This is a genomic window from Fervidobacterium changbaicum (assembly GCF_004117075.1).
GTDB lineage: Bacteria > Thermotogota > Thermotogae > Thermotogales > Fervidobacteriaceae > Fervidobacterium > Fervidobacterium islandicum.
Map to the genome: position 1 here is coordinate 986671 of NZ_CP026721.1, position 12988 is coordinate 999658.

Annotated in this window: 11 protein-coding genes; 6 read left to right on the forward strand and 5 right to left on the reverse strand. The window is 39.1% G+C overall.

Annotated features, from left to right (window positions below):
* Positions 1–15 precede the first annotated feature (15 nt).
* The 5 genes from CBS1_RS04745 to CBS1_RS04765 form a co-directional block, all read right to left on the reverse strand.
* Positions 16–1011 carry an ABC transporter ATP-binding protein gene (locus tag CBS1_RS04745; protein ID WP_014451964.1) on the reverse strand — a complete coding sequence of 332 codons (996 nt, stop codon included), beginning with the start codon at positions 1009–1011 and terminating at the stop codon, positions 16–18.
* On the reverse strand, positions 995–1996 hold the full coding sequence (locus tag CBS1_RS04750) for an ABC transporter ATP-binding protein (protein ID WP_014451965.1): 1002 nt from the start codon (positions 1994–1996) through the stop codon (positions 995–997). The genes CBS1_RS04745 and CBS1_RS04750 overlap by 17 nt, the downstream gene beginning before the upstream one ends.
* 5 nt (positions 1997–2001) lie before the next feature.
* Positions 2002–4488 carry an ABC transporter permease gene (locus tag CBS1_RS04755; protein ID WP_090222108.1) on the reverse strand — a complete coding sequence of 829 codons (2487 nt, stop codon included), beginning with the start codon at positions 4486–4488 and terminating at the stop codon, positions 2002–2004.
* 15 nt (positions 4489–4503) lie between these two features.
* Entirely contained in the window at positions 4504–5883 is a 1380-nt protein-coding gene (locus tag CBS1_RS04760; protein ID WP_090222110.1) for an ABC transporter permease, read from the reverse strand.
* A gap of 156 nt (positions 5884–6039) precedes the next feature.
* On the reverse strand, positions 6040–7854 hold the full coding sequence (locus tag CBS1_RS04765; RefSeq protein WP_090222112.1) for an ABC transporter substrate-binding protein: 1815 nt from the start codon (positions 7852–7854) through the stop codon (positions 6040–6042).
* Positions 7855–8115: 261 nt separating this feature from the next.
* Between CBS1_RS04765 and CBS1_RS04770 the strand changes: the two genes are divergently transcribed.
* The 6 genes from CBS1_RS04770 to CBS1_RS04795 all read left to right on the forward strand — a co-directional run bounded on the left by CBS1_RS04770 (position 8116) and on the right by CBS1_RS04795 (position 12952).
* Entirely contained in the window at positions 8116–9612 is a 1497-nt protein-coding gene (locus tag CBS1_RS04770; RefSeq protein WP_014451969.1) for an HD domain-containing protein, read from the forward strand.
* Between the two features lie 40 nt (positions 9613–9652).
* Positions 9653–10420 carry a type III pantothenate kinase gene (locus tag CBS1_RS04775; RefSeq protein WP_014451970.1) on the forward strand — a complete coding sequence of 256 codons (768 nt, stop codon included), beginning with the start codon at positions 9653–9655 and terminating at the stop codon, positions 10418–10420.
* Positions 10380–11750, forward strand: coding sequence for a B12-binding domain-containing radical SAM protein (locus tag CBS1_RS04780; RefSeq protein ID WP_014451971.1), 1371 nt, complete (start codon positions 10380–10382; stop codon positions 11748–11750). The genes CBS1_RS04775 and CBS1_RS04780 overlap by 41 nt, the downstream gene beginning before the upstream one ends.
* A 67-nt stretch (positions 11751–11817) precedes the next feature.
* A complete protein-coding gene (locus tag CBS1_RS04785; RefSeq protein WP_090222114.1) occupies positions 11818–12438 on the forward strand; it encodes a site-2 protease family protein in 621 nt (206 codons plus the stop codon).
* Between the two features lie 21 nt (positions 12439–12459).
* Positions 12460–12711, forward strand: coding sequence for a hypothetical protein (locus CBS1_RS04790; protein WP_014451973.1), 252 nt, complete (start codon positions 12460–12462; stop codon positions 12709–12711).
* Positions 12698–12952, forward strand: coding sequence for a cell division protein ZapA (locus CBS1_RS04795; RefSeq protein WP_064011040.1), 255 nt, complete (start codon positions 12698–12700; stop codon positions 12950–12952). Before CBS1_RS04790 ends, CBS1_RS04795 begins: the two co-directional genes overlap by 14 nt.
* Positions 12953–12988: the final 36 nt, after the last annotated feature.

Sequence of the window (12988 nt, forward strand, 5' to 3'; positions counted from 1 at the left end):
TCTAGCATTGACTTTTTATTTTATTTTACCTTCATGCACTAAATAACAAGCAACGTAGTGACCAGGTGCAACTTCTTTTAATTCTGGGTGTGGATCCGTTTTACATCTGTCAACTCTAAATGGACATCTGTCATAGAATCTGCATATTGGTGGTGGGTCAATTGGTGCACTTATATTTCCAATGATATTCGGCTCATTCCTTTTGTATTCTGGGTCTGGCACAGGAACAGCGTCCATTAAAGCTCGTGTGTATGGGTGCATAGGATGATGTAATAATTCTTCAGTTTCGGCAAGTTCGACAATCTTTCCAAGGTACATAACCGCTATCCTGTTAACCATGTATCTTGCAACCGCAAGGTCGTGTGTTATGTATAGGTAACTCATTCCATGAATTTGTTGTAATTCCATCATTAGCTCCATAACTGCTGTTCTGACAGAAACATCCAACATCGATGTTGGTTCGTCTGCGACGATGAGTTTAGGATTCAAAACGAGTGCCCTTGCGATAGCAACTCTTTGTCTTTGACCACCGGAAAGTTCATGAGGATATCTCCACAAAAAGCTGTCAGGTGGTGTAAGACCAACTTCCTGGAGTAGTTGTGAGACTTTCTCTTCTCTGTCTTCAAGTGTTCCAACGTTATGTATATTTAGTGGTTCTGCTATTATGTCGAATATAGTCATCCTTGGGTTTAGAGATTCGTATGGGTCTTGGAATATCATTTGAACCATCGCATGGTATTCCATCCGTTCATATTCATCGATGTTTTTGCCAAGTACTTTTATCGTCCCATCCGTTGGTGTTTCCAATCTTACAACCATCCTACCAGTCGTTGTTTTTCCACAACCAGATTCACCAACAAGTCCCAGCGACTCGCCTTCCAAAATTTCGAACGATACGTCATCTACTGCATGGACAAAATGTTTTGCCCTGGAAAAGAGTGCTCTTTCGGCCGGAAAGTATTTCTTCAAATTCTTTATTTCAAGTAGTACATTTTTATTTTCTAAACGCATCTCTTCTCACCTCTTCAGTCAGTGGGTGCCAGCATGCTACATAGTGTCCTTTTTCAACCTCTTTGTATTCCGGCTCATCGGTTCGGCACTTATCCGTTGCCCATGGACATCTTGGTGCGAATCGACATCCTGTAGGCGGATTGAGCAAGTTTGGTGGCTCTCCAGGTATTGTAAATAGCTTTTTCTTCTCACCAACGTGGCTCGGGAATGCATTCATAAGCAAGAACGTGTACGGATGCATCGGACGTTTGAAGACAGTTGTTGCATCTGCTTGTTCAACAAACTTTCCTGCATACATTACAGCAATTTTATCGCTTACTTCTGCAATAACTGCAATATCATGAGAAATGTAAATCATCGCCATGTTCAGTTCTTTTTGAATTTTCTTCAATTCTCGTAATATCTTGTCCTGAACGATAACATCCAAAGCTGTTGTTGGTTCGTCTGCAATTATAACCTTGGGGTTACAAGATAGCGACAGTGCGATAACTGCCCTTTGTTTCATACCACCACTGTATTGGTGAGGGTATTGGTCCATACGTTTTGGGTCGAGCGTTACTAATTCAAAAAGCTTTGCAACTTTCGCTCTTGCTTCGTCGATAGGCGTATCTGGATAGTGGTTGAGTATAGCTTCAACGATTTGGTCACCGACTCTGTACACTGGGTTTAGCGAATTCATTGCAGCTTGGAAAACCATTGAAATACCTTTCCATCTATAGTGGCGCATTTCTTCTTCTGATAAGCTAACGAGGTCGACCATCTTTCCATTATCATTGAACCATACATGTCCACCCTTAAATTCTGCGTTTTCTGGTAGTATCCTTAACAATGTCATTGAAACTGACGTTTTACCACAACCAGATTCACCGACTATACCTAGACTTTCTCCGGCTTCTAACTCAAACGATATCCCATCAACGGCTTTTACATAGCCCATTTTTGTTTTGTAATGCATCTTTAAGTCTTCAACTTTCAACACTGCCACAACAATCACCTCTTTCTAAGTCTTGGGTTGACTATTTCTTCAAGTCCCCTACCGAGGAAGTAGAAGGCAGAACAAAGAAGCGTGATAGCTCCACCGGCTGGAACCCACATCCACCAGTAAGCGCCGATGTTACCAGAGCCAAGGTAACCAGAACTCCAAACAGTATTTATCATCAATCCCCAAGACATCCTTACTTTCATTAGTCCAAAGAAGCTAAGAACCGCTTCTGAAAAGACTGCACCTGTGACATTGAACATCATATACAGGAACGAAAGAGGCATGACATTCGGAATTATGTGGTTAAATATGATGTACCCATGGCTACCTCCCGAAACTCTCGCTGCATCTATGTAAGGTTTGACCTTAATTGTAAGTGCTTGAGCTTTCAAAACAAGCGTAATGCCTCCAAAACCACCGAGTAAACCAAGTATGACTGCAAGCTTAAATAGATTCATCGTCATGAAACCAGAGAGGACTATCAAGAACGCTGTTGATGGGAAGAGCATCATTAAGTCGGCTATGCGCATGAATATAACATCAACAACTCCGCCATAGTAAGCTGCCGCAGTACCAATTATCGTACCAATTACAACCGTAATGAGTGCTGCGAGCACACCAAGAACAAATTCACTTGGAGTACTTACCATTAGTTGCACCAATATATCCCTTCCAACAGGGTCCGTTCCGAGCCAATGCCATCTGTTTGGTGGAAGCGGATGAGCAACACCAATTTTATTGGTAATAGACAGCCTATTGAATAACTCAACAAGCTTTGTCTCAGCAAATTTCTTATCCCACTCTACTTTTTTTGGTTGCATTTTTGCAACCGTTTCAGAAGAAATCTTGTCCCAAAGAGTGGTGTCCTCAAGATGCATCTTATGTTCTTCTATCATCCTCAGGTATATTTCTTCGTTGATATCTCCTTGACCAATCAAAAAGTTCACTGCTTCAATAGGCTCTTTATTTTCGTAGTTTTTCAGTTTTTCGACTATATCTAACCGTTTGAAATCATCCAGCTGTGAATTCTCTATGTTGGAAATAACTTTTTGTAGTTTGTTCGTTCCTCCAAAGGCGTAGCCCATAAGAGATGCAACTGGGTCAGATAATACCTTTACAACCTGACTACCAAGTGTTTCGTAACTCTCAGGAACGTTAGTATCGTTCAGAAGTATTGCCATCATTGACCTTGCCATTGCTATATCTTTGAATATTTTGTTCAACTCATAGACATATGATTTATGAGTTTCTTCGGAGTATTTTCTTATACCATTCTCAAGTTTCGCTCTTGTCTCGGGACCGATATCAACAGAAACTTTTGCTAGTTCAAAACCAGCGTATGCTTCCAAAAATTTTTCCACATCCTTGTAAGAAACTTCAACGCCAGCTTCCTTCATTTCTTCTTCGATTGTTGTAAGCGTTGCTTTAGCCTTTTTCAAAGCAGGTTCAAGTATTTCTTTTCTTGAAAGATCAGAAAGCTTACCCTTTGCAATGTCTACAAGATGCTTAAATCTGGATGCGTTTAGTTTTTCGGTTATTTCTTTATCTTCGTATCCTACTACTAACAGTTCCTGAATCAACGGAAAAACGGCTGCGTTAACCAAATCGGAAACACCAACAATTTCGTTGTTTACTATTTCTGAAAATTGTGAATCCGAACTTACAAAAAGCTGTTGTCCAGTGCTTTCGGATACCAAAGACCTTGCAACTTCCAGCACTTTATTTTCAGCTTCCTCAATTTGCTCTTGTGGATACTCGGTAGATAATTTTGCATTGAAATCATCAATAACTTCGGGTCTATCTCTGTTCAAACTTCTGAACCAAAGTATTACTCTTGAGACCTCATCCGAATCTTTGTAAGGAGACAAAGCAACCGCCAAGGTTGTGTAATCAATTTTTTGGAGTAACTCTGAGAAGTTCTGGAACGAGAATTTTTCCCTGTTTCCTATGTCTTTAACACTAACTATGGCAGAGAATTTAATTATACCTTTCTCAACGAGCTCCGAAATACTATTTTGGAAATACATTCTCTCTTTAGCAGGAATGTAACTATCAGCTATCGTATCAAGTAAGTGTCTAAGAGCATCTGGAGCGTAAGTGGTCATAATTTCGTATTGTGAGTTTCTCACTAAGTTCTCCATTGATTCCTTAAAAGCTTCTCCTTTATCCATAAATGAATATACCCAAATTTGTGCTGTTGGAATTTCGATTCCCTTGACCAAGTTTTGAGTTGATAAATAGTCCGTAATGTACTTGCTGGAAAGTATCCTTGAATCAAGACCTGTGACGGGATCATAGATGTTCGGGTCAAGTATGTTGAGGACAACAGGAGATAGCGCTCCAAATATACCAAAGGCTATGATAACCCAAAGTCCAAACATTCCCATCTTGCTTTCTCTAAAGAGCGCCCAGTTCTTTTTGAAATTTTTGATAAAAAGCTTGAATTTTATCTTCAGTATTGATTCTTTTAATTCTGTGTTTTTAGTTTGTGCCATCTGCTATCACCTCACTCAGTATCTGATTCTTGGGTCTAAGAATGCGTAAAGTATATCAGCAACCAGGTGGGCGACAAGTACTAAAACACCCGTAAAAACCAGACACCCAATAGCTAATGGTGTATCCTGAGAGGTTGTTGCGTCAAGAAGTGTAAGTCCCATACCTTTCCACGAGAACATCGTTTCTGTGATGACTCCTCCACTTACCGTGGAAGCAAGACCTATAACAAAGCTGGTCATTAAAGGAAGCAAAGCGGTTCTTGCAGCATGTTTATCTCGTATAACCTTATCAGGAAGTCCCTTTGCTCTGGCTGTCGTAATGTAATCTTCTTTAATTACCTCAAGCATGGTATCACGCATAACAAGCATATCTCCTGCAAAGTGTAATGTCACAAGTGCAATGACGGGGAGTGCAAGATGGTAAATTATATCAAGAGCATAGCTCCCCATTTTGTTGGTACTCCAGTACATGATTGAAAGAACAACACCTGCTATAACAAACGACCAGACGGCTATCTTCTTAGCCTTTATCGTTTTTAACTTCGACGCTAATACAATACCGATAATCCACATGACAAGCAAAAAGAATTCCGTCCACAATAACCTTATGAACACATCCTGTGCACTAAAAGGAGCGTTAAACCACTTGGCAGGCGTAACAAAACCAGATAACGGGAACCACTTTAATGTAACCGCAAAGAGCCATATAAGGATAAGCATGTAGAATGGAGTGAATATCGTCCAAAAGACAATTCCCACAAATGTAGCTGCCTTATCTATTAATCCTCCCCTTCTCCATGCAATTCTTTTCCCAAGGTCAAAACCAAGGAGGAACGAAAGAACGGAGCTTGCGAGGAACAAGAATAAAGTTCTCGGTAATCTTTCAGCGATGATTTCTTCCACTCTCCTAGGATATTCACTGAATGATATACCCATCTCCAAGTTAAAGAAATTTCTCATGTGTTTGTAATACTTAACATACCACGGGTCGTCCACACCAAAGAGTTTTTTCATTCTTTCATACATTTCAGGATTTCTCATCAACTTCGGATCCAAAAATTTCGTGGTATAGTCACCTGGCATGGCTAAGAAGATAAAGAAGACAACAGTTACATAGATGATAAGCAAAAGGACAATCTGAGCAGTCCTGTTCCTGATGAACTTGGCAAGTCCAGGCAAGTCAAAACCGTAGAAGTATATTATTGGTGCAATGATGAAATTAAATCTTGGACTGAACAAGTAAAGGTATTTCACATTGAAAAGAGCACCATAGTACAACGCAAGTGAGATTGCAAGGAATATGTAATTAATAGGTCTCTTGCCTTTCCTGAGGGAAAAATAGATACCTACCAAAGGTATCACGAGTGCGTATAAAATCAGTTCCCAACTTCTCATCTTCACCTCTCCCTTTAATCAGTTTGGACACTTTTATATGATTTGGGAAGTTTTTTCTGCAAGTTTTGAATTTCTCAAGCACCTCATTTAATAGTCCCCCCTTGCGGGGGGACCTTACGTATTTAGGTTTTAATAATAGAGTGGTTCAGCTTAGAATCACTGAACCTTCCTTACACCTTCTGGGAATCCGAAGTAACCCTGGATACCATCAAGCATATTGTCAAATGGGAATTTGATTGATGTTCTGTAAGCCTCAATCAACGGGTTGGTGAAGAGAATTATATATGGTAAGTCTTCCGCGAGTATCTTTTGTGCTTCGAATATAGCTTTCCTTGCTTGTTCAAACGTATCTGCATATTCGAATTCTTCAACAAGTGCATCAAATTCTGGGTTGTTGTAACCTGGTGTGTTGAATCCATCTGGTGCCATTTCTTTACTGTGCCAGAATGACCTGAAGTATGTTGGCACCCTTCCGATACCCCAACCAAGTATGTACATGTCGAAGTCAACTTCATCAAATGCTTTCGTACTAATTTCGTTGAAGTCTGTGAGCTTCAAGTTAAGTGGTATACCGATGTTCTTTGCCCATTGTTCGATGTACATTGCTGTCTGTGCTCTCATTGGGTCGTAGTCCATACCCGGTGAAAGGAGTGTAAGTGTTGGTACTGGCTTTCCGTCTGGACCTTTCAAACCTTTACCAGGTGTCTTAACTGGGTTCTTTGCATCTTTTGGATCGATAACTGGTTCTGTATCCCATTTGAATCCTGCTTTCTTGAGCAAGCTGACTGCAAGTTGATACCTTTCACCCATGCTGAGTCCTTCTCCGATGGTCTTAACAGCAGAGTTGTACCAGAAACTATTTGCTGGTGGTACTGGTGTTGCAAGTGGAATTGCTCTTCCTTGGAGCACTTGGTTACAAATGAAATCGCGGTCGATAAGTGCAGCTATAGCTTGCCTGAATTCCTTAACATTCATTGGGAACTTTCTCATATTGAATGCAAGGTATCTGAATCCAAGTTGTGGGTTGGAAACTATCTTTATATCCTTTTGACCTTTGAGTTGTTCAGCCTCACCAGCGGTAAGTCCAACTGGGTTGTAAATATAGTCAATATCGCCAGCGATGAGAGCCTGGATAGCAACCTGTTTGTTACCGAATACCTTGTAAACAATTGTGTCTACAAATGGTCCATTCTCCACTTGAAGTGTGACAGGTTGTTTTGTGTCTCCAGTTGACCATTTGAAACCTGTTTTTGGGTTAACAATTGAGAACCCGCCACCTTTGTAGTAAATGTTCTTTTCACCGTATGCCCAGTATTTGTCATTTGGAACTTGTTTTACAACTTGCACGAACGCACCTTTTTCAATCTTTCCAAGGTTGAGTGCCGTAATACCAGGGTCAATAACTTCTTGTGAAAGTAGCCATTTTACTGGGTCTTTTTGTTTCTTTGCTTTTTCTACTATTGGTTTCCAGTAGTTGCTGCATACGATAGCGGTCATGAGTGTGTCGTAGTAAATCGTCATCGTCTTCTTTTCTTTGAAGTAGAACTTCACTGTCCAAGTATCAATCTTTTCGACTTTTTCTGGTTCGTAAGCTCCACCCCAGTTACCACCAGGTATTTCCATACCTTTTACAGTTGTGTAGGTGAAAACAACATCATCTGCTGTGAACGGAGCACCGTTTGACCAGCGCATATCTTTTCTGAGTTTTACTGTTACTGTGTACATGTTTCCTTCTTTTTCAATTTTAGGAATTTCTGCAGCTGCAGATGGAATGAGAGTACCGTCTTTGTTCATGCGAAGCAAGAAAGGATATTTCCACAACTGAACAACAAAGTTCCAAGAAGATGAACCTGAGCCGAGCAAGTTCCAGATGTTCGTTGTCGTAACATCAGAGAAGATACCGTAGTTAACCTGTACAGCGAAAATGGACAGTGCAACAAGCACCAAAAGTCCCACAAAAACTTTTTTCACAGCCAACCCCTCCTTTTATTGTGGTGTGGGAAGCCCCCCTATTTTTCTCATGAACAATTAAATTTAATGCACAAGAGCCTATCACCTTTACAATTTTCGTATTAATTATACAACATTTTTATCGTCCATTGCAAGTAGGTAAAAACAATGAATACCCAACCAACAAAAACATTTTTTGCAATTGTTGTGATAATACGTCCAATTTTCGTTGTTATATGGTAAAATAAAAATACGACAAAATTTTAGCAGGAGGCGATAGTTGTGTATCATAAGGTTTCAAGAGACCCAATTTATTCAGAAATCATGCTTTATCCGGTTGAAATATTAATTATCGACACGAAAGCAATGCAAAGGCTTAGATACCTCAGCCAATTGGTAGGTGCTGAATATGTTTACCCTGGTGCGACACATACCCGTTTTGCACATTCGCTTGGTGTGATGCACCTTTCTGGCGTATATGCCGAACATCTTTATGATACACCAGATAAGGTTCGTATTTTACGTCTCGCAGGACTCCTCCACGATATTGGTCATGGACCTTTCAGCCATCAATTTGATGATGTCGTTTACAAAAGGCTTGGGTTCAATGATGGACACGATGAGTATCGAACAAGACTATTGAGAGAATACTTTCCAAAAGAGTTAATAAAAAAGTACGAAGAAGCTCCATCAACTCTAAAAAAGGCTGTGTTAGAAGATTTGGAGATAACACTTGGTGAACTCTCAACTAACATGGAAGACAACTTTGCACAGTTGATGGAAGAAGTAATAAAAGTTTACGAAGGTGAAGAAAAAGGAACGATTGAATTTGCAGTTGTCCAGGGTCCACTTGGTGCTGACAGACTCGATTTTGTTTTGAGAGATTCATACTATGCGGGGACAAGAGGATTTGGTACGGGTTCTATAGACCGGTTGATTAGGAATTCAAAAATCGTTGAAAAAGATGGAAAAACTATTCTAGCTTACGATTCAAAAGTTGTCGACGAAATATACACAATCTTGTTTGGCAGATTTATGATGTACAAGAACGTTTACTTCCACAAAACTTCAAGAGCAGCGGACATGATGATACAAGAACTCTTGGACCTTTCATACAAGGCGCTTAAATTAGACGAACGTGTTTTGGACATTGAAAAATTTTTGGACCTCACTGATCAAACAATCATTAACGAAGTTATATTCAATTTCTACAATCTCGTTGAACAATACGGTGGTGGAGAGGATACAAAGCAAGCACTTTTAAAATACGAAATAGATCTTCAACCTCTCGAACTTGACATTGTAATGGCTTACGAAATTGTCGAGAGATTAAAATCACGAAATTTGTGGAAAGTTGTCTTGGAAACACCATTTTCAATAGAAGGTGTCGACCCAACACTCGTAAGCCAAGGTATTGCCGGAGACTTGCTACAAAAAATTCGTCTAAGGCTTGAAAGATGCTTGGAAATTGCCGACGAAGAAGACATGAAAACAATCAAGCACATCCTTGGTAACTTTGATGAAATTTTCAAAATAGATACCCCTTACAAACTTACAATTGTTCATCCCGAAGAGTTTCTGAGAAGTAATATATACATTCTAAAAAAACACAGCCTAATGACCTTTGAAGAATATGTTAGACAGTATCCGGCTTACAACTTCATGAAGAGCAACCTGATACAAATTGTAAGAATATATGTTACGAAGGATATACGCGAGATACTGGAGAAATACAAGATACTCCCTGAAACAGGTGTGGAAGTAACGACGCGATGGTAAATATTGTAACTAGGTAACACGTAAGGAGGTTTTCCAATTTATGGTTTTGTTGTTCGATGTAGGAAATACACATACAACGATTGCTTTAACAAGAGAAGGTAAAGAATTCGAAAAATATCGAATTTCAACCTCAAAGTATGAAACAGAGGACGAACTATACGCATTTTTGAAAAGCTTTTTCAAAGACTATGTTGAAAATTTGCCTATAGTTGTTTCTTCGGTTGTTCCTTCAGTAAATGTTGTATTTGAATATTTTGCTCAAAAATACGGAAACGGAGAAGTCTATTTTGTCAGAGCGCAAGATTATGATAAAATAATATGGAACGTGCACTATCCTAAAGAAATAGGTGCAGATAGAGTTTGCGATGTCATAGCTGCCAAAAAAGATTACGGGAATAACTGTATCGTTATAGACTACGGAACGGCGATAACAATTGAAGTACTTCGAGACGGTGTTTACGAAGGCGGAGCAATAATGCCAGGTTTTGCGATGATGGTAAATGCTCTGTTCAAAGGCACCGCGAAGTTGCCATTAGTCGAGCTTAAACCTTATCCAACGTTCATAGGCAAAGACACGGAATCAAATATCCAAATTGGTGCTATTAATGCAACAATTGGTGCAGTAAAATATGTTATTGAGCACATAGTCAAAGAATTTAGAGAAGCTCCAAGGATAATACATACTGGTGGTCAGTCTGTTTTTGTAAAGAATATTGTTGATGGAATAATCGACAAAGATTTGACACTGCGAGGGATGTACTACTTCTATGAAGAAAAGAAAAATACTGCTCGTAAACCCCTGGATTGAAGATTTCGCTGCTTACGATTTTTGGTTAAAACCCGTTGGTTTGCTATATGTAGGTAGCTTTTTGAAAAGTCTTGGCATAGAAGTCGAACTAATAGATTTGATGAACAGGTACGACCCTGAATTGCCGCTGTATACGAAAGTTCCAAAAGACAAATTCTACGGCACTGGGAAGTTTCCACACATAGAGATTAAAAAACCAGACATATTATATTTCATGCCTAGAAAATACAAAAGATACGGAATGCCTGAAGAACTTTTTAGGAAAAGATTGAAAGAAGTTAAAAATGATATAAGTGCAGTTTTCGTAACATCTACTTTGACTTATTGGTATCCTGGTTATTTTGATACTATACGTGTTTTGAAAGAGGAACTTTCCGTTCCTGTTGTGCTTGGGGGGTTCTTTGCAAGAAATCAGCTTCACATAGCCAAGAAATCTGGAGCGTATGTTTTCACAAAAACAGACTTGAGTTATCTACCTCGCTTTCTTAACGATTTACTTGGATGGAATATTCCCAGCACAGATATTGATTGGTTCACAGACCTGTCACCTGCTTATGAGTTGTATAATAATTTAGGATACGTTGTTTTGTTGACAACACTTGGTTGTCCTTATAGATGTACATATTGTATTGCCCACAGAAATTGGGATAATATGAAATTCAAAGATCCAGAGAAAATATTAGAAGAGATAGAGCTGTTTTCTGAAATGTTAAAGGTCAAAGACATCGTTTTCTTCGACGATGCGATACTTGTGAACAAAGAAAGGCACTTTAAACCTATTTTAAGAAAAATCTTGGAAAGAAATTTGCATAAAAGCCTCAGATTTCATTTGCCAAACGGTATACATGCGCGATTGTTAGACCAAGAAACTGCGGATTTACTTTTTGAAGCCAATTTTAAAACAATCAAACTTGGATACGAAACATCCGGTAAGCTCCAAATTGCAACTGGTGGCAAGGTTAGAGATGAAGATATCATTCGCGCATCGGAAATCCTACACAACGCTGGTTTTACACATAAAGAAGTCAGCGCATATATTATGGTTAATCTGCCTGAGCAAAGCGTTGAGGACGTCAAGAACGCAATAGATGTTTGTGCGAGTATAGATATAGATTTCTCCGTTAACGAATTTACTCCAATTGTTGGAACGGATATTTGGATAGACCTGGTAAACAAAGGAAAGCTTACAGGTCTTGAAGATCCATTATTGCTTAACAATACAGTGTTACCTTACTGGTGGAACAATATGAGTTACGAACAGATACATGAAGTGAAAGAATATGCTAAACAAAAGAAAATTGAACTTGGGTGGAGTAAAACAGAAGTTTGACAGAGCAAAAGGAAAAGTTATTACGTGCATCTTGTTATAAGTATAAGCGCAGGGGAGGGGGACTTCTTTGAATCAGCTTGTCCTTTCTGCTTTGAAGAACGTTATTTATGGCTTTGCTGCTTATGTCTTAATTAGCTGGCCACGTGAGTTTTTCAGATGCCTATTTTACAGAATAAGTGTGGAGCGACTAAGTTCTTCGAATAGACTTTTTCCTCTTTTAAAAAAATCACCCATTGGATACATCGACCCTGTAGGACTATTAACATTTCTATTCTTTGACTTTGGTTGGACTAGGTCTCCTTTAATTGATTACCTCAAAATCAGACGAAAAAAGTTGTTCTTTTTCTCAATTTACGGTATTGTTGCTAGCTTCTTGCTAGGAATAATATACGGAATGGTGAGTAGGTTTTCCAACTCTCCGATAGTTTTCAACCTCTTTTACATTGCTTCAAAATGGAGCTTTACTTTATCTATCGTCTCTTTGATACCTCTCCCGCCCTTAGACGGTTCAAGGATAGTCTTGGCGTTTTTGCCAGACAAATCGTATGAGTGGTACATAAAATTTAATTTTTATGGTATCCTATTCATGTTGGGACTTCTTGTCTTGTGGATTTTACCTATGATAATGCACCCGTTAGTTATTTTTATTACAAACGTTACAAACTTTATCATTTTCGGAAACTGGTAAAACGCAAGGGAGCGTGGTATAATGAACGAAAAGGTGCAAGAATTGGAACGTTTGGTAGAGGGCATAGTAACAAGTTACGTGGAGCTGAAAAAAGAAAACGAAAAACTATGGAATGAGCTCAATCAAGCGATTGAGAGGATTAGTCAATTAGAAAGAGAAAAGAACCATTTAGAGAACCTGCTTAGGAATAACGAAGAAATCATAAACAAGCTTGTTGTCAGAGTCAAAGATTTAATGCGCATATTGGAAGTGAGCGAACATGAGGAAGGTTAAAATATCAGTTTTCGGCAAAGATTACGAATTTGCCACTGATGGCTCTGACGAACTCATAGATTATGTACTCAGAAGACTCAAAGAGCTCCAAATATCTTACAGAAGCCTTTACGACGAGATTCCGTTTGATGAACTTTTGGTTCTCATGATTTGTGACTTACTTGAAAATGAATACAATACTCAGAAAGAGCTTGACCAACTTTACAACCGAGTGAAAGAGAAGATTAGAACGCTGGGTTAAAAACTGATAACTAAAAAATCTTACCATGGAGGGATA

Excerpts from the sequence above, each read along its gene's own strand:
- CBS1_RS04745 (WP_014451964.1), bottom strand. The coding sequence starts at position 1,011 with ATGCGTTTAGAAAATAAAAATGTACTACTTGAAATAAAGAATTTGAAG.
- CBS1_RS04755 (WP_090222108.1), bottom strand. The coding sequence starts at position 4,488 with ATGGCACAAACTAAAAACACAGAATTAAAAGAATCAATACTGAAGATA.
- CBS1_RS04760 (WP_090222110.1), bottom strand. The coding sequence starts at position 5,883 with ATGAGAAGTTGGGAACTGATTTTATACGCACTCGTGATACCTTTGGTA.
- CBS1_RS04790 (WP_014451973.1), top strand. The coding sequence starts at position 12,460 with ATGAACGAAAAGGTGCAAGAATTGGAACGTTTGGTAGAGGGCATAGTA.
- CBS1_RS04775 (WP_014451970.1), top strand. The coding sequence starts at position 9,653 with ATGGTTTTGTTGTTCGATGTAGGAAATACACATACAACGATTGCTTTA.
- CBS1_RS04780 (WP_014451971.1), top strand. The coding sequence starts at position 10,380 with ATGAAGAAAAGAAAAATACTGCTCGTAAACCCCTGGATTGAAGATTTC.
- CBS1_RS04795 (WP_064011040.1), top strand. The coding sequence starts at position 12,698 with ATGAGGAAGGTTAAAATATCAGTTTTCGGCAAAGATTACGAATTTGCC.